The sequence below is a fragment of the Pseudomonas sp. Bc-h genome (assembly GCF_002080045.1).
Lineage (GTDB): Bacteria > Pseudomonadota > Gammaproteobacteria > Pseudomonadales > Pseudomonadaceae > Aquipseudomonas.
On sequence record NZ_MUIN01000011.1, the window covers coordinates 395474 to 421845 of the forward strand.

General features: G+C 60.4%; 24 protein-coding genes. 14 read left to right on the forward strand and 10 right to left on the reverse strand.

Translation table 11 applies throughout. The features are described 5' to 3' along the window. Positions 1–18 precede the first annotated feature (18 nt). The 3 genes from BWR59_RS22135 to nhaA all read left to right on the forward strand — a co-directional run bounded on the left by BWR59_RS22135 (position 19) and on the right by nhaA (position 3859). Positions 19–699 carry a hypothetical protein gene (locus BWR59_RS22135; RefSeq protein WP_081567763.1) on the forward strand — a complete coding sequence of 227 codons (681 nt, stop codon included), beginning with the start codon at positions 19–21 and terminating at the stop codon, positions 697–699. Between the two features lie 95 nt (positions 700–794). Beyond that, positions 795–2408: an NAD(P)/FAD-dependent oxidoreductase gene (locus BWR59_RS22140; RefSeq protein WP_081567764.1), complete on the forward strand. Its 1614-nt coding sequence runs from the start codon at positions 795–797 to the stop codon at positions 2406–2408. 266 nt (positions 2409–2674) lie between these two features. After that, a complete protein-coding gene (nhaA, locus tag BWR59_RS22145; protein ID WP_081567765.1) occupies positions 2675–3859 on the forward strand; it encodes a Na+/H+ antiporter NhaA in 1185 nt (394 codons plus the stop codon). Positions 3860–3957: 98 nt separating this feature from the next. On the opposite strand, the gene BWR59_RS22150 is transcribed toward nhaA, so the two are convergent. The 6 genes from BWR59_RS22150 to dinG form a co-directional block, all read right to left on the reverse strand. Then, complete coding sequence (locus BWR59_RS22150; RefSeq protein WP_037012225.1) at positions 3958–4422, reverse strand: glycine zipper 2TM domain-containing protein; 465 nt, start codon at positions 4420–4422, stop codon at positions 3958–3960. Between the two features lie 179 nt (positions 4423–4601). Then, entirely contained in the window at positions 4602–5249 is a 648-nt protein-coding gene (gene pdxH, locus BWR59_RS22155) for a pyridoxamine 5'-phosphate oxidase (protein ID WP_081567766.1), read from the reverse strand. 48 nt (positions 5250–5297) lie between these two features. Next, entirely contained in the window at positions 5298–6407 is a 1110-nt protein-coding gene (locus BWR59_RS22160; RefSeq protein ID WP_081567767.1) for an OmpA family protein, read from the reverse strand. 151 nt (positions 6408–6558) lie between these two features. Continuing rightward, the gene (locus BWR59_RS22165; protein WP_081567768.1) at positions 6559–7707 is read right to left on the reverse strand and encodes a serine hydrolase domain-containing protein; all 1149 of its coding nucleotides are present in this window, start codon (positions 7705–7707) and stop codon (positions 6559–6561) included. A gap of 112 nt (positions 7708–7819) precedes the next feature. After that, on the reverse strand, positions 7820–10174 hold the full coding sequence (locus tag BWR59_RS22170; protein ID WP_081567769.1) for a beta-galactosidase: 2355 nt from the start codon (positions 10172–10174) through the stop codon (positions 7820–7822). Between the two features lie 109 nt (positions 10175–10283). Beyond that, on the reverse strand, positions 10284–12428 hold the full coding sequence (dinG, locus tag BWR59_RS22175; RefSeq protein ID WP_081567770.1) for an ATP-dependent DNA helicase DinG: 2145 nt from the start codon (positions 12426–12428) through the stop codon (positions 10284–10286). Positions 12429–12557: 129 nt separating this feature from the next. Between dinG and BWR59_RS22180 the strand changes: the two genes are divergently transcribed. Continuing rightward, the gene (locus BWR59_RS22180) at positions 12558–13022 is read left to right on the forward strand and encodes a CopD family protein (protein WP_081567771.1); all 465 of its coding nucleotides are present in this window, start codon (positions 12558–12560) and stop codon (positions 13020–13022) included. Positions 13023–13131: 109 nt separating this feature from the next. Here BWR59_RS22180 and BWR59_RS22185 read toward each other — a convergent pair whose 3' ends face one another. The 3 genes from BWR59_RS22185 to BWR59_RS22195 all read right to left on the reverse strand — a co-directional run bounded on the left by BWR59_RS22185 (position 13132) and on the right by BWR59_RS22195 (position 15071). Continuing rightward, positions 13132–13887, reverse strand: coding sequence for a collagen-like protein (locus BWR59_RS22185; protein ID WP_168184524.1), 756 nt, complete (start codon positions 13885–13887; stop codon positions 13132–13134). 10 nt (positions 13888–13897) lie between these two features. After that, positions 13898–14173 carry a DUF1145 domain-containing protein gene (locus BWR59_RS22190; RefSeq protein WP_081567773.1) on the reverse strand — a complete coding sequence of 92 codons (276 nt, stop codon included), beginning with the start codon at positions 14171–14173 and terminating at the stop codon, positions 13898–13900. A 199-nt stretch (positions 14174–14372) separates the two neighbouring features. Next, positions 14373–15071, reverse strand: a complete 699-nt coding sequence (locus BWR59_RS22195) for an OmpA family protein (protein ID WP_081567774.1) — start codon at positions 15069–15071, stop codon at positions 14373–14375. Positions 15072–15314: 243 nt separating this feature from the next. Between BWR59_RS22195 and BWR59_RS22200 the strand changes: the two genes are divergently transcribed. Continuing rightward, on the forward strand, positions 15315–15812 hold the full coding sequence (locus BWR59_RS22200; protein ID WP_081567775.1) for a DUF6231 family protein: 498 nt from the start codon (positions 15315–15317) through the stop codon (positions 15810–15812). Positions 15813–15822: 10 nt separating this feature from the next. Continuing rightward, on the forward strand, positions 15823–16296 hold the full coding sequence (locus BWR59_RS22205) for a YchJ family protein (RefSeq protein WP_081567776.1): 474 nt from the start codon (positions 15823–15825) through the stop codon (positions 16294–16296). Between the two features lie 133 nt (positions 16297–16429). Here the strand turns inward: BWR59_RS22205 and BWR59_RS22210 are convergent, their stop codons facing one another. Continuing rightward, on the reverse strand, positions 16430–17035 hold the full coding sequence (locus BWR59_RS22210; RefSeq protein WP_081567777.1) for a hypothetical protein: 606 nt from the start codon (positions 17033–17035) through the stop codon (positions 16430–16432). A 110-nt stretch (positions 17036–17145) separates the two neighbouring features. Here BWR59_RS22210 and BWR59_RS22215 point away from each other — a divergent pair, with 110 nt between their 5' ends. From BWR59_RS22215 to BWR59_RS22250, 8 genes are all read left to right on the forward strand, one after another. Continuing rightward, positions 17146–17634, forward strand: coding sequence for an LEA type 2 family protein (locus BWR59_RS22215; protein ID WP_081567778.1), 489 nt, complete (start codon positions 17146–17148; stop codon positions 17632–17634). 4 nt (positions 17635–17638) lie between these two features. Further along, positions 17639–17845: an SEC-C metal-binding domain-containing protein gene (locus BWR59_RS22220; protein ID WP_081567779.1), complete on the forward strand. Its 207-nt coding sequence runs from the start codon at positions 17639–17641 to the stop codon at positions 17843–17845. A gap of 235 nt (positions 17846–18080) precedes the next feature. After that, positions 18081–20564 (forward strand): penicillin acylase family protein, encoded by a 2484-nt coding sequence (locus tag BWR59_RS22225; RefSeq protein WP_081567780.1) that lies wholly within the window; start codon positions 18081–18083, stop codon positions 20562–20564. A gap of 359 nt (positions 20565–20923) precedes the next feature. Next, complete coding sequence (locus BWR59_RS22230) at positions 20924–21958, forward strand: ligase-associated DNA damage response exonuclease (RefSeq protein WP_081567781.1); 1035 nt, start codon at positions 20924–20926, stop codon at positions 21956–21958. Continuing rightward, positions 21955–23670, forward strand: a complete 1716-nt coding sequence (locus BWR59_RS22235) for an ATP-dependent DNA ligase (RefSeq protein WP_081567782.1) — start codon at positions 21955–21957, stop codon at positions 23668–23670. The genes BWR59_RS22230 and BWR59_RS22235 overlap by 4 nt, the downstream gene beginning before the upstream one ends. A 391-nt stretch (positions 23671–24061) precedes the next feature. Continuing rightward, the gene (locus BWR59_RS22240) at positions 24062–24844 is read left to right on the forward strand and encodes a transporter substrate-binding domain-containing protein (RefSeq protein WP_081567783.1); all 783 of its coding nucleotides are present in this window, start codon (positions 24062–24064) and stop codon (positions 24842–24844) included. Between the two features lie 88 nt (positions 24845–24932). After that, on the forward strand, positions 24933–25661 hold the full coding sequence (locus BWR59_RS22245) for an ABC transporter permease (protein ID WP_081567784.1): 729 nt from the start codon (positions 24933–24935) through the stop codon (positions 25659–25661). Then, positions 25658–26368 carry an ABC transporter permease gene (locus BWR59_RS22250; RefSeq protein WP_081567785.1) on the forward strand — a complete coding sequence of 237 codons (711 nt, stop codon included), beginning with the start codon at positions 25658–25660 and terminating at the stop codon, positions 26366–26368. Before BWR59_RS22245 ends, BWR59_RS22250 begins: the two co-directional genes overlap by 4 nt. Positions 26369–26372: the final 4 nt, after the last annotated feature.

Below are 26372 nucleotides of genomic sequence, written 5' to 3' on the forward strand. Positions count from 1 at the left end.
TGTCTGGAGACCCGCCACATGTTCGCTGCTCGTTCCGTTCTGATGTTCGCCTTGCTACCCGTATTCGCTGGCTGCCAGTTTTTGCCCTCGCAATCCGCTGACAACACGGTGTCGACCGCGGGCATGATCCGCATGCAAGGCACGCTCAGCGGTGACGGCGGCAAACTGTTCTTCGCACCCTGCAACGAACAGCGCCGCTACGCGGTGACCGACAAAGGCAACACCGGCATCCTCCAGGAAGCCGCTTCGGTGGTGGACAAGAACGGCAAGGCCTTCGCCGATGTGCGGGGCAACTTCGTCGCCAGCCGCGCACAAGGCAGCGATGGTGTGGCGGACGTTTATCAGCTGTATCGCGTCGAACGCCCAAGCAACGCCTGCGACGACCCGAACTTCAAGCGCCTGACCATTCATGCCAGCGGCAACGGGCCCAAATGGAACCTCAATGCCAGCGGCAAGGGCATGGTGCTGGAGCGCGAAGGCCAGCCACCCTTTGCAGTGCCGTACATGGAAGAACAGATGCCTGAAGGTCGCTTCAACCTGATCACCGACGCCAATGACCAGCACGTCGAGCTGTATGTCGCGCCGCAGCGCTGTGTCGACCCGCTCAACGGCTCTGTTCAGCATCTGACCGCCGAGCTGCGGGTCAATGGTCAGGTCCAACGCGGATGCGCCTATTTCGGGGCCATGCGCAACGATTGAGGGACGAGCCACCGCTGCGCCTGCAATGTGGCTTATAATTACCGGTTCTTGTAGCGCTGCCGGGCCGATCCTGCGGCCCGAAACCGGACCTTTCAATGTTACGAATCACCGAACTCAAACTGCCGCTGGACCACGCGGACGAAGAGCTGCGCCCCGCGCTCGTGCAACGCCTGGGCATCGATAGCGACGAGCTGCTGGATTTCACCCTGTTCAAGCGCAGCTATGACGCGCGCAAGAAATCCACCGAACTGCAGTTCATCTACACCATCGATTTTCAGGTGCGCGACGAAGCCGCCCTGCTCAAACGCCTCAGCCATGACAAACATCTCACCGCCGCGCCGGACGTCAGCTACAAAGTCGTGGGTCAAGCGCCTGCCGACTTGAGCGAACGTCCGCTGGTCGTCGGTTTCGGCCCGTGCGGTATTTTTGCCGGGCTGCTGCTGGCACAGATGGGTTTCAAGCCGATCATTCTCGAACGCGGCAAAGAAGTCCGTCAGCGGACCAAAGACACCTGGGGCCTTTGGCGCAAAAATGTTCTCAACCCTGAATCCAACGTGCAGTTTGGCGAAGGCGGCGCAGGCACTTTCTCCGACGGCAAGCTCTACAGCCAGATCAAGGACCCGAAATTCCACGGTCGCAAAGTGCTGCACGAGTTCGTCAAAGCCGGCGCGCCGGAAGAAATCCTCTACGTCAGCAAACCGCACATTGGCACCTTTCGCCTGACCGGCGTCGTCGAAAACATGCGTCAGCAGATCGAAGCGCTCGGCGGAGAAGTGCGTTTCGAACAACGCGTTACCGACGTGTTGATCGAAGACGGCCAACTGCAGGGCGTCGAACTGGCCAGCGGTGAGCGCATCGATTCGCGACACGTGATTCTGGCGCTGGGTCACAGTGCCCGCGACACCTTCCGCATGCTCCACGGTCGCGGCGTGTACATGGAAGCCAAACCGTTTTCGGTGGGTTTCCGTATCGAACACCCGCAAGGTCTGATCGACCGCGCACGTCTGGGCAAATACGCCGGGCACCCGAAGCTCGGCGCTGCCGATTACAAGCTGGTGCACCACGCCAGGAACGGTCGCTCGGTCTACAGCTTCTGCATGTGCCCTGGGGGTACGGTCGTGGCTGCAACGTCAGAGCCTAACCGCGTGGTCACCAATGGCATGAGCCAGTACTCGCGTAACGAGCGCAACGCCAACTCCGGCATCGTGGTCGGCATCACTCCGGACGAAGACTACCCGGGCAGCCCGCTGGCGGGCATCGAACTGCAGGAGCGCCTGGAATCCCACGCCTACATCATGGGTGGCGAAAGCTATGAAGCGCCTGCGCAACTGGTGGGCGATTTCATCGCGGGCAAGGCCTCGACGGAACTGGGCACAGTGGAGCCTTCCTACAAGCCAGGGGTAAAGCTCACCGACCTTGCTGACGCACTTCCCGCCTTCGCCATTGAAGCGATCCGCGAGGCATTGCCCGCGTTCGACAAGCAGATCAGAGGTTTCTCACAGCACGATGCGGTGCTAACTGGCATCGAAACCCGTACCTCCTCGCCACTGCGCATCACACGAGACGCGAGCATGCAGAGCCTCAATGTCAAAGGCCTGTTCCCGGCCGGTGAAGGTGCAGGTTACGCAGGTGGGATCATGTCGGCAGGTGTTGACGGGATTCGCATTGCAGAAGCTCTGGCAAAGAGCATGTTGGGGATAGTGGACTGATCCCCGACCTGTAGGAGCCGGCTCGCCGGCGGCAGTGGTCTACAAAAGACCACCGCCGCCAAGCCTTAACACTACAAGCTTTCGAGAAAACTCCTACACCCCGCGTCAATCAAGCCCTGTAGCACTTTGTTACTAATCTTCCAAATTCTTTGTATACACATTCGCCATCGATTTTTTATAACGAAATCGAATATAACTTTTGTTTTCAGAAATAAGAACACGGGTTAGGGTGTCGCTCCTTTTGCGCATGTCCATGGAGAGTGACCTTGCCCGTACGCAATACATTCAAACAGTTTTTTCAGTTGGAGGCGGCTGGTGGTCTGCTGTTGATCGCCGCTGCCGCCCTGGCCCTGATCATCAATAATTCGCCACTGTCGTGGCTGTACAACGGCCTGCTGGAAGTACCCGTCGTCGCGCAGATCGGCGCACTGAAGATCGCCAAGCCCTTGCTGCTATGGATCAACGACGGCCTGATGGCACTGTTCTTCCTGCTGATTGGCCTGGAGGTCAAGCGTGAAGTGATTCAGGGGCATCTGTCCCGTGCTTCGCAAATCGTCCTGCCCGGCGCGGCCGCCATCGGCGGCATGGTGATTCCCGCCCTGGTGTTCTGGGCGCTGAACAAGGACAGCCCGGCGGCGATGAGCGGCTGGGCGATTCCCATGGCCACCGACATCGCCTTCGCGCTCGGCGTGCTGGCCCTGCTCGGCAAACGCGTACCGGTTTCGCTGAAGCTGTTCCTCATGACCCTGGCGATCATCGACGACCTGGGCGCGATCATCGTCATCGCACTGTTCTACTCGGGTGAGCTGTCCAACCTCTCTCTGGCCCTGGCAGCGGGATCAATCCTTTCTCTGATCGCGATGAACCGCCTCGGGGTGGTGAAACTCGCGCCGTATCTGCTGGTAGGTCTGGTGCTATGGGTCTGCGTACTCAAGAGCGGCGTCCATGCAACGCTGGCGGGGGTAATTCTGGCGTTCTGCATTCCGCTGAAAACCGCAAGGGACGTACCCTCGCCTCTGCAGCAACTAGAGCATGCCCTGCACCCTTGGGTCGCTTACGCCATACTGCCGCTGTTTGCCTTCGCCAACGCTGGGGTTTCCTTGACTGGCGTGACAATGGAAAGCTTCACCCATCACGTACCCATGGGCATCGCGCTCGGCTTGCTGGTGGGCAAGATGGTGGGCGTATTCGGGCTGACCTGGCTTGCGGTCAAAACCGGAATGGCAGCGTTGCCGACCGGCGCCAACTGGGGTCAGGTGCTGGGGGTTTCGATTCTCTGCGGGATCGGCTTCACCATGAGCCTGTTCGTCGGTTCACTGGCGTTCGTGCCGGGGCAAAGTGAGTTCGCTGGCATGGATCGGATGGGCATACTCACCGGGTCTATCCTTGCGGCGCTTATCGGTTACGGGATCACCGCGATGGCCAGCAGAAAGAAGGTCAACCCAGCGTAATAAGCCGACTGGCGAATGCAAAACGCCCCGACAAGTCGGGGCGTTTTTGTGTAAGCAGGTATTACATCGAGCCTGCTCTCGACCGTACTTGAGACGACTCAGTGCGAAACGCGGCTGGTGCCATTGACGGTCATGATGCGTACGCGCTCGCCAACCCGGAAGATCTCGTTCTCTTGAACTTCCTGTACATAGGCGCGCATGGTGCCGTCGTCTTCACGCACGGTAATTTCAACACCCTGAGCACGGGTCAAGCCGCCCTCGGCTGCCGAACCCAGCAGACCACCCGCAACTGCACCGATGACTGCGGTGACAATGCTGCCGCGCCCGCCGCCGATAGCGCTACCGCCCACACCACCGACGATTGCACCGGCACCTGCGCCGATCGGGGTCTTGGTGCCTTCAATCTTCACTGGACGCAGCGATTCGATGGTGCCCAAACGCACTGTCTGCACTTGGCGAGCTTCATCGCGCGAATACGAGTCGCCGGTCAGGCTCGAAGTGCAGCCGCCCAAGGTCAACGCCATGGCGGTGAACGAAGCGACCAACAGAACAGACTTACGCATAACATTCATCTCCAGAGGAACAGGTGGCCATTAAACTCCGCGGCGCCAACGGGTGTCACGGTCCTGTCCCGATAATTTACGTTTATTCAGGCGATATACAGAAAGTCGCCGACGTCTACGAGTATGGACGACGACTCAATGCAGAGATTCAAAGAATTGTGTCTCAAGCCGCCGAACAGCTAAGGCGCGAGACGCTCGCGTGTCCACTGGCCGTCGACCAGGCGGTAGTTCAGACGATCATGAAGCCGACTCGGCCGCCCCTGCCAGAACTCGATCCGGTCCGGCACCAGACGGTAGCCGCCCCAATGATCCGGGCAATCCGGCTGGGTATCGCTGAAACGTGCTTCAGTGGCCTTGAGCAGCGCTTCCAGCGCCTCACGATCTGCGATCACCCGGCTTTGCGGCGATGCCCAGGCACCCAGGCGGCTGCCCAGAGGGCGAACCTGGAAGTAGGCATCGGATTCTTCGTGGGAGACTTTGGCGACCCGGCCCTCGATGCGCACCTGACGCTCAAGGGTTGGCCAGAAGAAGGTCATGGCAGCGAAAGGCCGCGCAGTCATCTGCTGGCCTTTGGCGCTTTCATAGTTGCTGAAGAAGGTGAAACCCTGAGCGTCCAGGCCCTTGAGCAACAGGACCCGGCAGTGCGGGCGACCGTCGGCATCGACAGTCGCCAGGGTCATGGCGTTGGCTTCAACCGGTAACACCTCGGTTTTCACCGCCTCGCCGAACCACTGATGGAACAGCGCGAAAGGTTCTTCCGGCGCCTGCGATTCGGTCAAACCGTCGCGAGCGTAGTTACGACGCATGTCAGCCAGACTCTGGCTCATCACTGCCTTCCTTTATCGAAATCCGTAAGCGGGATGACGATATTACCCTCAGTTGTTGCTGGCTTGCGCGTCCGACGCAGGTTTCTTGGCGGCAGCTTTGGCGGGTGCTGCCTTGGCCTTGGCAGGAGCGGCCTTCTTCGCCGCAGCTTTCTTGGTGGCAGGCGCCTTGGCCGCAACGGCTTTCTTGGCAGGTGCTGCGGCTTTGGCCGGTGCTGCCTTGGTGGCAGGTGCAGGTGCTGGCGCAACCGCTGGTTTGGCTTCTTTGGTGGCCACCATCGTTGGAGCCGGTGCAGGCGACATGTTGTACTTGGCCATCAGCGCAATCATGGTGTCTTGCGGCGTCATGATGATTTCCACGCGACGGTTCAAGGCACGGCCTGCGGCGCTGTCATCGGCGGCACGCGGCATCACGGCGCCAAGGCCGCGCAGATTCAGGCGATTACGTTCCAGACCGCTCAAGCGGAAGATGGCGGCGACGGATTGCGCGCGTTGCTGGCTGATCTTCAGGTTGGCGTCGCTGGCGATATCGCTGTGACCGAGAACCAGGACCGCGGACTTCTGATCGCCTTCGACGAGCTTGGCCATGCGGGTGATCGGACCGAGATTGACCGGCAGCAGCATCTCCGGGCGATCCGGGTTGAAGGTGCTGTCCACTGGCGCGGTGACCACCAGCACGTCTTCACGGCGCTCGAGTTCGAACTTGCTGTCCTTGATCGCATCACGCACACGAGGCTCGTACTGATCGAGCCAGGCCTGGGTCACCTTCGGATCGACCTTGGGCACGGCTGGCGCGGCGTCTTTCTTCGCCTCGCTGGCGCCGAACGGCCACCACCACTTCCTGCCGTCATCGGCCTTGGCCACGGCGGGTTTGGCTGCGGGCTGGGTTGCAGCCAATTCAGGCTTTTTCTCGGTGGTGCCATGGTCGGAACCAAATGGCCAATACCAGTGAGTTCCGCTTTCGGTTTCAGTCTTGGCGACTTCCTTCGCCACTTCGGCAGCCGCAGGGCTGACAGCGGGTTTCACGGGAGCGGTGTCGTTGCTTTTGCCGGAGCCGAACGACCACCAATGGTCGTTGCTGGCCGATTGATCCTGAGGCGTCTGTGCACAGCCGGTTACGGCGAGGCAAAGAGCGAATGCGAGACTTTTGTTGGCAGACATGGGTGACCCACACAAATAATTGATCAGAAAATGAACGAAGCAGCGCCCATATAACACGCATAAACGCCGTTTTGGAAAAGGAAACCGCCCTACGGTTCCGATATGGGCGGTTTAACTGACAGTCGGTATAACAAGCACTTATCAGCGATAGTTACTGCAAACACTCACCAAGCACCCGAACCAGACGCTGTGCACGCGGATCCATCAGCACATAAGGGCCCAACGTGTTGGTGACGAAGCCAAAGGCCACATCGCGCTCGGGATCGGCGAAACCCACCGAGCCTCCCGCGCCAGGATGGCCGAAGGATTTGCTCCCCAGACCAAACGTGGCATTGGGCACGGGCGGCTGGTCGAGCATGCAACCCAGGCCGAAGCGGGTCTGGGTCAGCAACGTCTTGTCCTGGCCAATGCTGTGCTCGCGGGTCAGTTCGTTGATCAGCTGCGCATCGAGCAGGCTGCCATCGAGCAGCGCACTGTAGAAACCCGCCAGGCTGCGCGCATTGCCGTGGCCGTTGGCGGCGGGCTGTTGCATGCGGCGCCACTCGGGCTTGTTGGTGCTGGTCATGATCGATGGCGGGTTGGTGAACGCGCGCGCCGTCATGGACGTGGGTTCGCGCATCGTGGTCTGCACCAGACGCTGGGCGGCTTCGTCGCCCATGTTGCCCTTGCCGCGCGCGATGTGCGCAACCCGGTGGAACTCTTCGTCGGGCAGCCCTACGTGAAAATCCAGGCCCAGAGGCCGAGCGATACGCGCGGCAATGGATTCGCCCGGACCACGTCCGTCTGCGCGCCGAATCATTTCGCCGACCAGCCAGCCATAGGTGATCGCGGCATAACCGTGCCCCTGACCCGGAGTCCACCAGGGTTGCTCAGCGGCCAGCGCATCGGTCATGGCTTCCCAGTTGTACAAGGCCTCGGCGGGCAGCATGTCGCGAATGGCAGGCAAACCGGCCTGATGGCAAAGCAACTGGCGCAAGGTGATGGACTGCTTGCCTGCCGCAGCGAACTCAGGCCAGAGGCGCGAGACGGGCTGATCCAGGTCCAGCTTGCCCTCGCCCACCAATTGCAGGGCGGTGACCGAGGTGAAGGTCTTGGTGCAGGAAAATAGATTGGCAATGGTGTCGCTGTGCCAAACCTCTGCGCCGTCCTTGTCGGCTGTACCTGCCCACAGGTCCAGCACCGTCTGCCCGCCGATCTGTACGCACAACGCTGCGCCACGCTCTTGCGGGTCGTCGAACAGCGCTGCAAACGCTTCGCGCACGGCTTCGAATTGAAGCTCGAAATGACCTTGAATCTGCACGGTTTCGCTCTCCGGTCCGGGGGCTGCACAAAATGGCGTGCATTGTTCCAGCGATTAGGGGATTTGGGAACAGCCGCGCGGATACCCTTCTGTAACAGTGCGGCTTAGGATGTTACTGGGCTTTCGCGCCCACCTTGCCAATAACATCCACTATCTGGCCATTGGCCTTGCGCACCGCCTCGATGAAGCCCTGATACGGCACATCTGTAATCCCGACCAGCCCCAGATGACCGTTTTCGCCATCGAGCATGCGCCCGGTGGCCGGTTGATCAAGATACTGGAACCAGTGCACGCCCACGATGGAAGGCTCGGCGAGTGCGCTTTTCAAGAAATTGCTGTAAGCCGGGCCGCGATCCTCTTCACGGGCCACCTCCATCGCCCCTCCCCAGAACGGCCCGCGATCACGGGAACCGAAGTGAAATTCACTGACCAGCACCGGCTTGTCCAGTACTCGCAGTTTCGCGAAGTCCACGCCGTCCTGCGGCTTGGGCGTGTAGAGGTTGAAACTCAGCACGTCGCAATATTTCGCGCAGGCCTCGATGGCTTCCGGCGTGCTGACCCCGAAACGCCCGCCTAGCAGCATATGGTTCGGTGCGTGCCACTTCAGGGCGTCGGCGATGGTCTTGAAGTAAGTCTCGGCGAACACGCGCTGGAAGTATCGGAAATCGTTTTCGATCTCGGGATGTTCAGGACTCGGTAATGGCGGCTCGAACCCTGGATCTTCCATCAGTTCCCAAGCGGGAAGATCGATGCCCCAGGCTTTGGACAGCCCTTCCTGGTTGCGATATTTGTCACGCAGCTGTTTGAGAAACGCGCGCTTGGCCGGCACATCAGTGGTCAACTTGAGGGTGCCGTAAGCCAGCGCGTAGCGATCCTTCGGATCATCGCCCGGGGCGGCCCAGGCCAGTTCGTTATCGGCGAAATAGCCGATCAGATAAGGGTCGTCGCGGTGATCCCGAGCTGCAATGGCCACGGCGCGCTCGGTGGCCATGGCGAAGCGCGGGTCGAACGGATCGGGCATGCCGCCCCACCAGTCATGACCGGTGCTGATGCTGACGTAGTCGCCGACGATTGACAGCGGCAAGGTGTAGGGCACACGGTCTTTTTTGGGTAATTGATCGCTGCCCAGTTCAGGCTCGCTCCAATTGCCTATGGTGTTGAAGCCCCAGGCTTGCAAGCGCTGCGAGGTATGGTCGATCCAGCGCTGCATGTCGAAAGTGACCGGCTTGCATTCGGCAGTCTGTTTGACCAAGGGCGTTTTTTCTGCCGGCACCACAGGTGTTGTTTGATCACTCGACGCGTCGACGTCTGATGCTGGCGGATCTTCATCATCGACCGCAGGTTTGGGCGTGATGACTTCGACACATTTGGGGGCGCCATAGGTGCGCTGCAGGTTAGCGCCATAGAAATCGAACCAGCGCCCCTGATCGAACTGCCGATCCTTGTTGGCACCCGTCTCGCGGTTGTCATCCCCCTTGCCATAAAACGCAGCCAGCGGGTCGTCGTTGCCAGGTAAGCTGGCAAACATCGACTCCCGGCCTTCGACGTAGGTCTGACTGTCATCCCCGGTGACGGCGTTGACGCCCAGCGAATAGAACGGATGGCCTTCCGGCGTCACCAGATACCAGCGGTCATCACGTTTCTCGGTACGGAAAAATCCCTTCGCCTCGAAGCGCGGCCCCTTCAGCAGGCCGCCGTATCTGTCGTGAGCTGCCAGATCCTTCTGCCAGGCCTTGAGCTGCGATTGCTCCTTGCCTGCGAGGGTTTTGAGTTGGTCGTCGCTGCCGATCTTCTCCGGCCACTTGGCTCGGGTGTACTGCCCATAACCGTCGAGCAGATTGCTGTAGGCAGCCTTTTGAATCGCGTCGCCTTCCTGCACGCCGAACTTCTCGATCAGCACGCTCTGCGCAACGTCGGGCTGGGACATCGACACGGTGACTGATGTCACTTGCGCCGGGCTCAGTTCGCCCTCGGTATTTGCCACTAATACTCGCTGCCCTTCATAAGTCCACGGCATCGGCGGGCCGACACGCATGCCCTGGCTCAGCGGAGAACTGGCCTTGAGTGGCACGACCAGGGTTTGCGCGGGCCCGGCAGGCAGGTCGATGCGGCTGGTGAGTGTTTTGCCGTCACTGCTCTGAATCTGCACATAAAGCGTCAGCGCCCAATCCATGGCGCTTTGCAAACGCAGCGTCATCGCGCTGTCGGCGCTCCAGTCCCAGACACCGGTCTGCGGCGTCAGACTCAGGCTCGGCCTGGCCACGGCGTTGAAGGTGACACGTCGCAACACCTCGCCTTCGGCCGTCTGCTCGGCGTTGGCTTGCGGCAGGCTGGCGTCCTGCGTGGTGACCTGAACGACGTCGGCGGGACGAACGAAATTGAACAGCGTCTGCTGGCCGTTGGGCGCGGCATACACGGGGCCCGCGCAGGCAATGGCGAGGACGGCAGACAGTGAACGGCGAATCATGCGATCGGGTGCTCCTTGATCATCGGAAGCCCGAACGACAGCGGTTAGCCGAAGCGCTCGGACGGACCGAGATAAGACCCGATCAACCGGGTTTCATCCCCGATACGTGTCAGGAAATTTCCCGGCGAAATGGCGGCAGTGCGTTGAGGATGGCTTTGCCGTAGCGCTGGGTGACCACGCGGCGGTCGAGCAGCGTGATGATGCCGCGATCCTGTTCGGTGCGCAGCAATCGGCCGCAGGCCTGGATCAGGCGCAGCGAGGCGTCGGGCACGGCGATTTCCATGAACGGATTACCGCCCCGCGCTTCGATCCACTCGGCCAGCGCCGCTTCCACAGGATCGTCCGGCACCGCGAACGGGATCTTGGCGATCACCACGTGTTCGCAATAGGCGCCGGGCAAGTCGACACCCTCGGCGAAACTCGCCAGACCGAAGAGCACGCTTTCGTCGCCGCCATCCACACGCGCCTTGTGTTTGTTCAGGGTCTCCTGCTTTGAAAGATTGCCCTGAATGAACACGCGCTTGCGCCAGTCTCGCTCCAGACCGTCGAACACTTCCTGCATCTGTTTACGCGAGGAGAAAAGCACCAGCGTGCCCTTGGAGCCTTCGACAAGGCCCGGCAATTCGCGAATGATCGCCGCAGTGTGCTCCGCGGCGTTGCGCGGGTCGGCTTTCAGATCCGGCACGCGCAGGACACCGGCGTCGGCGTGATGGAACGGGCTCGGCACCACAGCGGTAACGGCATCCTTGGGCAAACCGGCGCGCATGCGGAAGCGATCGAACTTGCCTAACGCGGTCAGCGTCGCCGAGGTGACCAACGCGCCGTAGGCCACGTTCCACAAGTTGCGCCGCAACATCTCCGCTGCGAGGATCGGGCTGGCGTTGACCTCGATATCGAACAGCGAACCGCTCTCGGCGAGGGTCAGCCAGCGTGCCATCGGGGGGCTGTTTTCAGGGTCTTCGGCGGTGAAGGCAGTCCACAGTTCCCAGTTACCGTGGGCTCGCGCCAGCAGGCTGCCAAACAGTGGATACCACTCTTCGGCCTGATGGCTGGCGATGCCGATGTTGACCTCGCCGTCCATTCCTTCCTTGAGCAGCTCGGTCAGACGGGTGAACAGATCGTCGAGCCGGGCAAAGCCCTTTTTCAGCTCGATGCCCATCTCGCGCATGTGTTCGGGCACAACGCCGCCGACGAAGCGATGACGAGGACGTTCGCGCCCTTCCATGTCTTCACCGGCCTTGAAGTCGGCCAGTTGTTCGCAAGCGGTGAACATGAACTGCTGGTGGGTCTTGATCTCGCGGGCCAGTTCCGGAACCTGCTCGATGAACTTGCCCAGGTCGCCGGGCAGCGGATGCTGGGCCAGCAGTTTGGTGAGGTTCTTGGCGGTCTGCTCCAGCCAGTCGGCGGTTGAACGCAGGCGACTGAAGTGCGCGAAATGGCCGATGGCCTTGTCCGGAAGGTGGTGACCTTCGTCGAACACGTAGAGGGTGTCGCGTGGATCGGGCAGGACTGCACCGCCGCCCAGCGCGAGGTCAGCCAGGACCATGTCATGGTTGGTGACGATGACGTCGACCTTTCCCATGCCTTCGCGCGCTTTATAAAAGGCGCATTGCTGGAAATTCGGACAATGTCTGTTGGTGCATTGACTGTGATCGGTGGTCAGACGCGCCCAGTCCTGATCCGCCAGCTCCTGGGGCCAACTGTCGCGGTCGCCGTCCCATTTGTTGCCGGCAAGCTTTTCGATCATGTTGGTGAAGAGCTTCTGACTGGCCTCGTCGACCTCGATCTTGAAGCCTTCCTCCTCGAACAGCTGGGCCGTGGCGCTTTGCGCATTGCCTTCCTGCAAGAGCATGTCGAGCTTGGACAGGCACATGTAACGCCCGCGCCCCTTGGCCAGCGAGAAGGTGAAGCTCAGGCCGCTGTTGCGCATCAGGTCCGGCAGGTCCTTGTGGACGATCTGCTCCTGCAGGGCGACGGTCGCCGTAGCGATAACCAGACGTTTGCCCGCTGCCTTGGCCGTGGGAATCGCCGCAATGGCATATGCCACAGTCTTGCCGGTACCGGTCCCCGCCTCCACCGCGACTACCGCCGGGTCGCCCGAACGGCGGCCTTCTTCGTCGGTGTCCACGTCCCCCAGCACTTTGGCGACCTCGGCGATCATCAAACGCTGGCCGTAGCGAGGTTTGAGGCTCTTGGCTTCGAGGAAACGCGAATAGGCGCCCTGAATCTGGGATTTGAGTTCGGTACTGATCATGGGCTGGGTCGTTGGCTCGGCGTCACGGTGCTGAATGAAAACATAAAAAACCGCTGGATATATCTTCAGTACTCTCAGCGGGCGGCTATCATACCGCGCTAATTCTTTCTGCGCAGAACGGAGTTTCCGATGTCACCTGTAGCCCTTGTCTACACCTTGCATGTCCTGTCGGCTGTTCTATGGGTAGGAGGAATGTTTTTTGCCTGGATGATTCTGCGACCAGCGGTCATCGCCGCCCTCGAAGGCCCTGTCAGGCTGAAGCTTTGGTTGCAGGTGTTTGCGCGATTCTTCGTCTGGGTCTGGTGCGCGGTGATCATGCTGCCGGTAACCGGGATCGGCATGATCAACATCAACTTCAGCGGCTTCCAGACGGCGCCGCGTTATGTGCAGGTGATGATCGGGCTGTACGTCGTGATGGTGGCGCTGTTCCTGCGTATCTCGACGCTGAACCTGCCGGAACTGCGTAAAGCCGTGGCCGCCGAGCAGTGGCCGGAGGGCGTCGCCGCGCTGGGAAAGATCCGGCGTCTGGTGGGGATCAATCTGCTGATCGGGATAGCAGTGGTTGCCATCGCGGCGGCGCGGCCCGGCTTCTAAGGGAAAAAATAGCGGCTTACTGGCGCATGCGACGGGGCAATCAACGCAAATGTTGAATTGAAACCGCCACCGCCGGCAAGCCGTACAGCTACAGGATCATGAGTCGTTCTTAAAGCTTGCGAACGCTCACAGAACCCGCAGGCCCTACCGAACCAGACTGGCCCTTGTCGCCATTCTTGCCCGACTTGGCGCCATCTGCCCGATAGACCAGACAGCCCTTCGACGCGCCACCCTTGCCGCCACGGCCGCCTTCACCGCCGATACCGCCAGCGCCGCCCTGCACGTTGATCTTCACGCGCTCGTCCGGGAACGCTTGAGGCAACTCCAGACGCACCAGCGCACCCGGTGCACCGTCACGGCCGTTGCCGCCATTGTCGCCGTCGAAGCCACGACTGGCCGAACCCCAGGTGCAACCCGGATCCTCACCGTTGCCGCCGTCCAGACCGACATAGCCTGGAGAACCTGCACCGCCGCGGGCGTCGATGGACAACAGATCGGCGTTCAACTGTTCGATGCGCAAATTCAGATTGCGACCTGGCAGCGGCGACTTCTCGAACGTCCCCGGCGCGCCCCGTGCGGTGATCTGCGCGCCATCGCCCAGATCGCCGCGCTTGACCTGCAACTTGAAGGGCTCTGCGCCAGGCACGATCGCGATTCGCGACTCATGGCCCATGACCAATTGCCCGACCTCAACCTCGGTCAGCCCGGCAGGAATCAGCAAGGTTCCATAATCCGCCACTTCCAGACGATCCAGTTGCAGGACGCTGGTATTGCTCGGCAAGCGCATCAGCGAATGCGGCTCCACCGAGATAGTCTGCGCCATGACCCAGGAACTGCTCAGAGCCGACAGCAGGCCCGCCGTCATCAGCAACGCGTTACGCATGGTGAACCTCCGCCTGGCGGCGACCGAAAGATTGCAGGTGGAAAATACCGAAAATCAGAATCTGCAAGCGGTCGAGCCAGGGATGCGAACGCCCCCGCAGGCTGCCGTTGAAGAGAAACAGTTCCATGACGTGGGTCAACAGCAACAGGCTGCCCCCCAGTTTGATCAACATCTCGAAGGGAATCGGTAGCTCGACGGCCTGGTTGACCAGCACCACCATCCAGAATCCCAACGTCAAGATTTTCCCCAACCCCCAAAACAACTTCATGACACGCCCCTGCTGTTTTTTTATTTCTGTGCCGCGAAAAAGCTTTGCGCACAGTACGGCGACGGGAGCGATCATGCCAGAGGCGCGAGGCAAAAGTCGTGGATTTCGGGATCAGGCGCAGCCATCGCGCGCATTCCCACGCCTGCATAAAAGAAAACCCCGGCGCAAGGGCCGGGGTCTGTCTTCAAGCGTCACACACCTAGCGGTTGAGTTTGATTTCCACACGACGGTTCAGGGCACGACCATCGGCAGTTTTGTTGTCTGCCACCGGACGGCTTTCACCATCGCCTTCCACCGAGACGAAGGCGCTGCGTGGGATGCCCGCACCGACCAGATAATCCGTCACGGAATGTGCACGTTTTTCCGACAGTTTCTGGTTGTAAGCATCGCTGCCCACACTGTCGGTGTGCCCGCTCACATGCATCTGCACGTTAGGCGCTTCTGTTTTCAGCTTGGTCGCGACCATATCCAGTTGTTGCTTGTCGCTTGGGGTCAGCGTTGCTTTGTTGAACTCGAAATGCACATCACGAATGGTGATGACTTCTTCTTTTGGCAGAACAACTGGCGCTACAGGTTCAGGTGCTGGCGGTACGATCGGGCAACCGGTCGCGTCGACTTTCGTGCCTTTTGGCGTATCCGGGCACTTGTCGACACTGTTCAGAACACCGTCACCATCATCATCGCCATCACCATGCGCCCAGCAATACGCGCCGGCCATCACACCAACCGCGCCACCCAGGCCCGCAGCGACCGAGGCCGTCTGGAACGCACCAATCGCCGCACCGGTGAGAACGCCGCCGGCAGCACACAGAGGCCAGTCGGTCTTTTGCAAGCCGGCACAGCCCGTCAATACACTGGTAACCAAAATCAGAGGTAACGCTGTCCGAATCATGCTCATACAGTTCTTCTCCTTTGGTATCGGCTAAAACCGACTGAAATGGAGTAAAGACGCCGTTGGGGCCATTTGCCACCCGGAATCCGGGGGTTTGATGGCTTTTTTGCGCAGAAGCAGGCCTGTTCTTTTAGAAATAGCCTTTTGCCTTCACTCCGTACGCTTTGTCATGGCCACCGATAAAAAAGTTCAAGCACTAGGCCACGAAGATTCAGCAGGCTAACCTTGCTGCTCAATTGAGGGATTTCGATGACCGACAGTTTTTCCACCCGCACGCCGCAACAAGCACTTGCCGCGTTGCTGGACCGTTACGCGCCCAAGCGTCTGCTGTTGATTGGCGCGGACAGCTTTCCGGCCCTGCAGGCGTTTCAGGAAGCGCATCCAGACACCGAACTGGCCCAGGCTGCTCCCGGCGCACTCCCCGCAGAACTCGCGGGCCAACGCTTTGATCTCGCGCTGGTGGTTGATTGCCTGGAGCACATCCCCAAGCGCGCGGGGCTGGAATTGCTTGGAGGAATCCGCAACCTCAACGCCAGCCGTATCGCCGTACTCGCAGACATGAAAGCCTGCGGCTGGCAGACCACCGATTTCTATTCACTGGCGCTGCAGGCCAGCGAGCGTTTCGCCAGGGACGAACAGGTGCTGACCCTCTTCACCTACGACCTGCGCGAATACAAACAGGTACCGGACTGGCTGAACGCGAAGTTTTGGGCCAATCCGGAGAATTTCGGCAAGTACTGGTGGTGAGACACGCATCATGAGCAGTGCAATTTGTCCCTGTGGCAGCGGCAACCTTCTGGACGGCTGCTGCGCGCGATATCACGCCGGTCAGCCCGCCCCTTGCGCCGAGGCCTTGATGCGCTCGCGCTACAGCGCTTATGTGCTGGGCCTGATCGATTACCTGCTGGACACCACGTTGCCGGTGCAAAAGAGCAGCCTGGACCGGGAGTCCATCAGCCAATGGAGTGCCCAGAGCACCTGGCTCGGGCTTGAGGTGGAAAACGCGGAGCTGTTGGGTGGCAAGCCCGAGCACGCGTTCGTCACGTTCACGGCGCGTTGGCACGATGCAACCGGCGAACACAGCCATCGTGAGCGCTCGGCGTTCGTGCAGAATCAGGGCCGCTGGTATTTCATCGACCCCACCGTGCAGCTCAAGGCCGGCCGCAACGACGCGTGCCCCTGTGGCAGCGAGCTGAAATTCAAAAAATGCTGTTCGGCGTATATGGCCTGAGCGGCTGAGTGCGCTCCACACTCACGTAGCAGCAAGGCGAGCCGGCAGTGACCTCTTCAGAAGCGCCATCGTCGGCAAGCGGAACGCCGCCCGGCCGGACTGCTACAGAGCTTCATCGCAAACGAGGTCTGCATTACGCCAGTTTCAAATGGGACGTATCCGGCACCAGCACATGCTCTTGCGACTTCGCCTCGCCCATATCGCTGCCGGCAGGCGCCAGGCTCAAGCCTGAAAGATCCAGCCGGGGCGCGACCGGGGGGGCTTTCGGGTCCTGCACATCCTTGCCCAGTTCGGAAATCGTGAAATCCGGCGCCTCGACATCGACGAAAGCCGCCATGTAGACGTCCCGAGGCTCCAGTTTCGACGTCTTGTCAGTGCTACGCCGCGAACCCGCCGGGGTTGAATTCTGAGGTGCGCGGCGGGTCCAGGTCGGCTCGTCCGGCGGAGGTGCCAGTTCGACTTCCTCGACTTCCGGTTCCGGCTGCGGTTCGGGCTCGGCTTTCACCTGCCCTGCCATTTCCACGACGTCGACCTGCGCACCTGCCCGCTCCAGGGTCGAGCGGTATTTCTCCGCGGCGCTCTGATCGAGGTTGTTTTTCAGCACCAGACGCCGACCCGAGAACAGCAGCGCGATGCGTTGCGCGTCCGCCTGAAACAGTTTTGCCAGGTTGGCCTGGACCCTGTCCAGCTGTGCACCGGCGACCAATTGGCCGGAAAAAACAATTTCATACAGCTTCATGGGTCAATACTCCTACGACACATGGCGTGAGTATGGCGCAGGCTCTGAGTAACATCGAGTGGCCCCCAATGGGCGACTTGCTAGACTCAGGCCCGACAGGGAGTGAACCAATGGTGTTTCAGGCAAGCGTATTCAGAGTCATCGGCCTTTTCATGGTGCTGGCAGTGTCCGGGTGCTCGTCGCTTTTTTCCAGCGACGAAGCCAGAGACCCCGAGGTCAAATTGCTCAAGGTCGATGTGGTCAAGGCCAGACTGCTCAAGCAGGACATGAAGCTGCGTTTCCGCATCGACAACCCCAACGATTCCAGCCTGTGGGTTCGCGGGTTGCGCTACAAGGTCGTGCTCAATGACATCTTGATCGCTGATGGCGAGTACAGCGACTGGTTCATCGTCAAGGCCAACGGCCACAAGAACTTCTCGGTGCCGATCCGCACCAACCTGTGGGAACACCTCAAGGACGTCACCCGCATGCTCGGCAAACCCAATCAGCCTATTCATTACCGCCTGGAAGGCAAGCTCAAGACCGGATTTTTATTTGGCGACAGCGTGCGTATTGGACGCGATGGCGACATAATTCCCGGCGATTTGATTCCGGAGTAACCCCATGAACCAGCAAGACCACGTGCACGGCCCTGATTGCAACCACGATCACGACCGTCACGACCATCATCATGACCATGGCCACGTACACGGCCCGCATTGCAACCACGAGCCTCAGGAGCCGGTCCGCAACGCGCTCAAGGACGTGGGTCGCAACGACCCTTGCCCGTGCGGTAGCGAGAAGAAATTCAAGAAGTGCCACGGCGCTTGATGGCTGCCTGAAGTGAGCCCTGTGAGAGAGAGCTCGCTCGCGATTGCGCAGGGTCAGTGACTGCAATAGCGACTGACTCGCCCCATTCGCGAGCAAGCTCCCTCCCACAGAATTTCAGATGCATGCCAGATACCCCGCAAAATCCTGAAATAAACTCCCGCCCCCCGCTTGCGTGGCGCCTGCCTGCTCTCTAACGTAGCGCGTTTCCAACGCCTACCCCCGCAGGAGCTACATCATGGCCTCGCCAGCCCCCTCTTCCCTGAAGACGCGACTCAGTATTGCTGCTGCCATGATGGGGCTGCTGAGCCTCGCCGGCTGCCAGTTGGGCGGTGAAGACCGTGACAGCCTGCCCCCTGCCAGCGGGGTTTTCGCGATCAAGGGCCTGGCGCAGAACGTCTCCGTGCGACGCAATAATCTGGGCATGCCGCTGATCGAAAGCAGCACATTTCACGACGCGCTCTTCACCCTGGGCTATGTGCACGCCACCGACCGCATTTCGCAGATGATGCAAATGCGCCTGCTCGCTCAGGGCCGTCTGTCGGAAATCGCAGGCCCCGGGGCACTGGATCTGGACCGCATGATGCGCGCCGCGAACCTCAAGCAGAACGCAAGCGAGCTGTACAACGCGTCCTCGCCTCGCCTCAAGCGCTTCTTCGAAGTTTACGCACGGGGCGTCAACGCCTACCTGTTCCGCTATCGCGACAAGCTGCCGTCCGACATCGCCGACTCAGGTTACAAACCGGAATACTGGAAGCCCGAAGATTCGGCGCTGATTTTCAGCCTGCTGAACTTCAGCCTGTCGGTGAACCTGCAGGAGGAGATTTCCTCGCTGGTGCTCGCCCAGAAAGTCGGCGCCGAGAAACTGGCCTGGCTGCTGCCGACCTATCCCGACGAAGAACTGCCGTTTGCCGAGGCTGACAAACTCAAGGGCTTGAATCTGAGAAGCCAGATGCCGGGGCTGAGCGATATCGAGAAGGCTGCACTGCAACTTTCCGACCTCAATCTTCTGGGGGTTTCAGCGTCCAACAACTGGGTGATCTCGCCGCAACGCGCCCGCGCCGGCAAGAGCTTGCTGGCCACTGACAGCCAGCTTCCGGCCACGCTGCCGTCGATGTGGAATTTCGTGCAGATCCGCGCCCCGAAATATCAGGCCGCAGGCGCTACCGTTGCGGGTCTGCCGCTGGTGTTGTCGGGTTTCAACGGCAAACTGGCCTGGGGCATGGGCCCGGCGATGGGCGACAACCAGGACCTGTTTCTGGAAAAGCTCAAGCGCGAAAACAATCGCCTGATGGTCATGGCCGATGGCAAATGGGTCGCCGCCGGTGCTCACGAAGAGACTTATTTCGTCAAAGGTCAGCGCCCGGTCCGCGAGCCTGCCTATGAAACCCGTCACGGGCCGCTGCTCAACGCCAGCTCGGCGCAACTGGCGAGCGGTCTGGGCATTGCCCTGCAAACCCCGGATGCCAAGGACGACAAGACACTGGATGCACTGTTTGACCTGACCCGCGCACAGAATGTCGAGCGCGCATTCGACACCACCCGGGAAATCCGCGCCATTACGCTGAATATGGTGTTCGCCGATGCGTCGAACACTGGCTGGCAAGTGACCGGTCGCTATCCGAACCGGCGTGAGGGTCTGGGGCTGATCCCATCGCCAGGTTGGGACGGCCGCTTTGACTGGGACGGTTACGCCGATGCGATGCTGCACCCTTACGATCAAGACCCGCAGCAAGGCTGGATCGCCACCGCCAACCAACGCACCATGCCCAAGGGCTATGGCATGCAGCTCTCCAACTCTTGGGATTACCCGGAGCGCGCCGAGCGCATCGCCGAGCTGGCCAGTTCGGGCAAGCAGGACACGCGCAGCACGATCAGCATGCAACACGACCAGACCACGACCTTCGCGGCCAAGCTTAAGAAAATGTTCGAAGCGCCGGGCATGGCCAAGCCGTTGAAACAGGCCATCGACGCCTTGGCGCCAGCAGACCGCGACAAGGCCCGCGAGGCGCTGAGCCGCTTGATGGCGTTCGACGGCAGGTTGTCGCCAGTTTCTTCTGACGCAGCGATCTACGAGCTGTTCTTGCAGGAGAGCACCAGGCAGATCTTCCTGGATGAACTGGGCCCGGAAAGTAGTCCGGCATGGAAAGCGCTGGTGCAAAGTGCAGACCTTTCCTACTCGCCACAGGCCGACCATCTGCTAGGACGCGAGGACAGTCCGTACTGGGACGACGTGAAAACGCCACAGAAAGAAGACAAACCGGCGATTCTGGCGCGCAGTCTCGCCGCTGCGATCAGTGCTGGAGAAAGTCAGTTGGGCGGCGACCACAAGGCATGGCAGTGGGGCAAGTTGCACCAGTACAGATGGACGTCGCAGAGCGCTCAGTTGACCGCCGCGACCAGTGGCAGCCAGGCGCCTGTGATCAAAGGACCAATGGCGGCTGGCGGCGATCACACCACGCTGAACGCTTCGGGCTTCCACTGGGGTCAGGATTTCGATGCGGCGGTGATTCCGGCGATGCGCATGATCGTCGACTTCGCACAACAGGAGCCGATGATGGCGCAGAATGCGGCGGGGCAATCAGGTAACCCGGCGAGCCCGCATTTCGCCGACGGGATCGAGCCTTGGGTCAAAGGGCAGTACATGTCGATTCCGATGCAGCCAGAGAACTTCGAGAAGGTTTATGGGAAGCAGCGGTTGACGTTGACGCCTGGGAAGTAAAAGTTGGCGCAGGTTTTTGCGTGCATATCCGATATCTGTGGTGGCGGTCATATTAGGTCTGGCTAACGCCAGACCTGTTCCGCCTTCGGCGGGTTACTTGAAATGACCCCAAGTAACCAAGGGTCCTGCGCTCCCTGTCCGGCCCGACTTCGTCGGGTTCCCTCCCTCCGGCATTGCTCCGGGGGCACGCCGCCGACCGGCCATCCCTGGCCGAACGGCGGCTAGCGCGACATCCATGTCGCGCTGCCCCCTACGCAACGCCTAGAGCACAGGCTGTATGCGATCTTCCCAGCCAAAAACCCCGAACTTCCCGCCCCCCGAACCGCTCTACCTGACAAGCCCCCCAATCCGGTCATCCCATGGACCTTGTCATCGCTCGCCCCGAAGGCCTGTACTGCCCGCCCGGAGATTTCTACATCGATCCCTGGCGCCCGGTCGAACGCTCGGTCATCACCCATGGCCATGGCGACCACGCCCGCACCGGCAACCAACACTACCTCGCCGCCGCCCCCGGCGAAGGCATCCTGCGCTCGCGCCTGGGTCAGGACATCAACCTGCAAACCCTCGAATACGGGGAAACCATCACCCACCACGGGGTGAAACTCAGCCTGCATCCGGCCGGGCATGTACTCGGTTCTGCACAAGTTTGCCTGGAATACCAGGGTGAAGTCTGGGTCGCGTCTGGCGACTACAAAGTCGAACCGGACGGCACCTGCGCCCCATTCGAACCGGTTCGCTGCCATACCTTCATCACCGAATCCACCTTCGGCCTGCCGATCTACCGCTGGCAGCCGCAAGCGGAAATCTTCACCGGCATCAACGACTGGTGGCGTGCCAATGCAGCGGTCGGCAAGGCCAGCGTGCTGTTCGCTTATTCCTTCGGCAAAGCACAACGCATCCTTCACGGGATCGACCCGAGCATCGGGCCCATTCTGGTTCATGGCGCAGTCGAACCGCTCAACCGGGTCTATCGGGAAGCCGGCGTGCGAATTCCCGAAACCCATTACGCCGGCGACTTCAAAAAAACCGACCCTGCACTGCGCCAAGCCCTGATCGTCGCGCCGCCCTCCGCAGGCGGCAGCACCTGGATGCGTCGATTCGGCGATTTTAGCGATGCCTTCGCCAGCGGCTGGATGATGCTGCGCGGCACCCGTCGGCGGCGTGGCGTGGATCGCGGTTTTGCCCTCTCCGATCATGCCGACTGGCCAGGCCTGCTGTGGGCTATCGAAAACACGGGAGCCGAGCGGGTGATGGTGACCCATGGCTCAGTGGCGGTACTGGTGCGTTATCTGCGTGAAAAAGGTCTCGATGCGCAGGGCTTCACCACCGAATACGGAGACGAGGAAGACGACGCCCCCGCCAAGTCGGACACCGCAGAGGAGGTCTCGTCATGAAGGCCTTCGCCGAGCTCTACTCATTGCTGGACGCAACCACTTCGAGCAACGCCAAGCTTGCCGCCATGCAGCAGTATTTCGCCAAGGCAGCACCTGAGGACGCGGCTTGGGCGGTGTATTTCCTGTCCGGAGGGCGGCCACGACAGTTGGTGCCGACGCGCATGTTGCGCGAACAGGCGATGCTTCTGTCCGGGCTGCCTGAGTGGCTGTTTGAAGAAAGCTATCAGGCCGTGGGCGACCTGGCGGAAACCCTGTCCTTGCTGTTGCCCCAGGCCGAACACAGTTCCGATCAGGGTCTGGCCGACTGGATGGAGAACAAGTTGCTGCCCCTGCGCGGTCTGCCCCCCGAGGAGTTGCTCGAACGCTTGCCGACGTTCTGGGCGCAGCTGGACCGCCAGAGCCTGATGGTTTGCCTGAAACTGATCACCGGCAGTTTTCGGGTGGGGGTTTCGAAACTGCTGGTCACCCGCGCTTTGGCAGCCCTTGCGGATATCGACAGCAAGCGCGTGGCGCAACGTCTGGTGGGTTACACCGATTTGTCCCACCGCCCCAGTGCCGAGGGTTATCTGAAGCTGATCGCCGAAGAGTCCGAGGATGAGCATGCGCAACGTGGCGGTCAGCCTTACCCGTTTTTTCTCGCACACGCCCTGCAGCAGCCGGTGGACCAGTTCGACACCCTGCTTGGCTCCGCCGAGAACTGGCAGGTTGAATGGAAGTGGGACGGGATTCGCGCGCAGGTGGTCAAACGCGAGGGGCGGCTGTGGATCTGGTCGCGGGGTGAGGAACTGGTCACCGATCGCTTTCCGGAACTGCATGCCCTCGTTGAATGCCTGCCCGATGGAACCGTGATCGACGGTGAAATCGTGGTCTGGAAAGCTCCCTCGCCTACCACTGAAAACCCGGAAGAGTTCGCTCTCAATACTCCTGCGCCCCAGGTGCTAAAGGTAAACACGCCCTCCGTGCAACCCTTTGCCCTCCTGCAACAACGCATCGGTCGCAAAACCCTCGGCAAGAAAATCCTCGAAGACGTTCCCGTCGTGGTCCTCGCCTACGACCTGCTGGAATGGCAGGGTCATGACTGGCGCAGCAAGCCCCAGCATGAAAGACGCACGCAGTTGGAGCAGGTGATCGCTAATGCGCAAAGTCCGGTGCTGATGTCCTCCCCGGTGCTGACCGGAAAAGACTGGGCTGACCTCGGCCAGCAGCGCGAGGCATCCCGCAGCCTTGGGGTCGAGGGCATGATGCTCAAGGCCCGGGACTCGTTGTACGGGGTCGGTCGGACCAAGGACATGGGCGTGTGGTGGAAATGGAAGATCGACCCGTTCAGCGTCGACGCCGTATTGATCTATGCCCAACGCGGCCATGGCCGTCGCGCCAGCCTGTACAGCGACTACACATTCGCGGTCTGGGACGGCCCGCCGCAGTCCAGCGAGCGCACGCTAGTGCCCTTCGCCAAGGCCTATTCGGGCCTGACCGATGAAGAGATGCGCAAAGTCGATGCAATCATTCGCAAAACCACGGTCGAGAAATTCGGCCCGGTCAGAAGTGTTACCCCGACGCTGGTGTTCGAATTGGGATTCGAAGGTATCGCCCTGTCCAAGCGCCATAAAAGCGGGATCGCGGTAAGGTTTCCACGAATGCTCAGATGGCGGCTGGACAAGCCCGTCGCTGAAGCGGACAGCCTGGCCACTTTGCAGGACTTATTAGCCTAAGCACTACTTTGGTGCGACCGCTGGAACTTTATCGTGCCCCGATGCACCTTCTGGCAGCACGCCTCGCCCGCGGTGGCGTCCTTGAAACCGCTACCGCCGGCAAGCCCTGCTGCTACAAATCCATGCAACATGCCAGCGCGCCGGAAACACCCACCGGGAAAGAGGATTTTTAACGCGCCCTTTTTGGTCGTTTCGGCTACTCTCCCACTGCCTCCGGCGCCCTGAAAAAAGACAAGAGATGGCTCAAAGTCATCATTGCGACAACTCCGTACATTTAAAACGCACGTTCGTCTCTTTGGTTCGGAAATTGCTATCTTTTTGCGGTCTGGCACCTGCCGGTAGCAAGCCTTCGCGTGTTCCCAACGCTCAATTTGGTTTTAAGGACTGAACGATGAAAAAAGCATGGCTGACCCTTTCCGCACTCGCCATCTGTCTGGCCGCTGGCAACGCAATGGCCAAGGAATACAAGGAGCTGCGTTTCGGCGTCGATCCTTCGTACGCTCCATTCGAATCGAAAGCCGCTGACGGCAGCCTGGTAGGTTTCGACATCGATCTGGGCAACGCGATCTGTGCTGAACTGAAGGTCAAGTGCAAATGGGTCGAGAGCGATTTCGACGGCATGATTCCTGGCCTGAAAGCCAACAAGTTCGACGGCGTGATCTCTTCGATGACCGTGACCGCAGCTCGTGAGAAGGTCATCGACTTCTCCAGCGAACTGTTCTCCGGCCCGACTTCGCTGGTCTACAAGAAAGGTTCCGGCCTCTCCGCTGACGTTGCTTCGCTCAAAGGCAAGACCGTTGGTTACGAGCAAGGCACCATCCAGGAAGCCTACGCCAAGGCCATCCTGGACAAGGCCGGCGTGAAAACCCAGGCCTATGCCAACCAGGATCAGGTTTACGCCGACCTGGTGTCCGGTCGTCTGGACGCTTCCGTACAAGACATGCTGCAGGCCGAACTGGGCTTTCTGAAGTCGCCACAAGGTGCTGATTACGAAGTCAGCAAGCCAATCGACGATCCACTGCTGCCAGCCAAAACTGCAGTTGGCATCTCGAAAGGTAACAAAGACCTGAAAGCGCTTTTGGACAAGGGTATCAAAGCGTTACACGATGACGGCAAATATGCCGAGATCCAGAAGAAGCACTTCGGCGATCTGAATCTGTACAGCGGTAAGTAAGAAAACAAACGCCTGTCGCGTCCAGAGGGGTCATCCGAATCCCCCCTCTGAACACGATGGGCGTTTTTATTGACTGTATAGGTTCCACATGTTCGAAACTCTCCTGCAAAACCTGGGACTGTCCGCGTTCAGCCTCAAGGGCTTCGGCCCGTTGCTGCTTCAGGGCACCTGGATGACCGTCAAATTATCGGTAATGTCGCTGCTGCTGGCCATCGTGCTCGGCCTGCTGGGCGCCAGTGCCAAACTGTCCAAAGCCGCCATCCTGCGCGTTCCGGCACAGATCTACACGACGTTGATTCGTGGCGTACCGGATCTGGTGCTGATGCTGCTGATCTTCTACAGCCTGCAAACCTGGTTGACGACGCTGACTGAAGCGCTGGAATGGGACTACATCGAAATCGATCCCTTCGCCGCCGGTGTCATCACCCTCGGCTTCATTTACGGCGCGTATTTCACTGAAACCTTCCGTGGCGCGATTCTCGCGGTGCCACGTGGACAAGTCGAAGCCGCGACTGCTTATGGCTTGAGCCGCTCCCAGCGTTTCCGCTTCGTGGTGTTCCCTCAGATGATGCGCTTTGCCCTTCCTGGTATTGGCAACAACTGGCAAGTGGTGCTCAAGGCCACCGCGCTGGTGTCGATCATCGGCTTGGCCGATCTGGTCAAGGCTTCTCAGGATGCGGGCAAGAGCACCTATCAGCTGTTCTATTTTCTGGTGCTTGCGGCGTTGATCTATCTGGTCATCACCAGCGTCTCCAACTTTGCCCTGCGCTGGGCTGAACGGCGTTATGCCGCGGGCAGCCGGGAGGCTAAACGATGATTGAATTGCTTCAGGAATACTGGCGCGCCTTCCTTTATACCGACGGCCAGAACATTACCGGCCTGGCCATGACCCTGTGGCTGCTCAGCGCTTCGATCGCCATTGGCTTCGTCGCGTCGATCCCGCTGTCCATCGCCCGGGTTTCGCCCAACCCGCTGGTTCGCTGGCCGGTGCAGTTCTACACCTACCTGTTCCGCGGCACCCCGCTCTATATCCAGCTCCTGATCTGCTACACCGGGATCTACAGCCTTTCCGTGGTTCGCGATCAGCCGATGCTCAACGCGTTCTTCCGCGATGCAATGAACTGCACCATCCTGGCGTTCGCTCTCAACACCTGCGCCTACACCACCGAAATTTTCGCCGGTGCGATTCGCAGCATGAACCACGGCGAAGTCGAGGCAGCCAAAGCTTACGGCCTGACCGGCTGGCGTCTATACACCTACGTGATCATGCCCTCGGCGCTGCGTCGCTCGCTGCCTTACTACAGCAACGAAGTGATCCTGATGCTGCACTCGACCACCGTAGCCTTCACCGCTACCGTGCCGGACATCCTCAAGGTCGCCCGGGATGCAAACTCGGCCACCTTCCTGACGTTCCAGTCCTTCGGCATCGCCGCGCTGATCTACCTCTCGGTGACCTTCATTCTGGTCGGCCTGTTCCGACTGGCCGAACGCCGCTGGCTTGCCTTCCTCGGCCCGTCTCACTAGGACC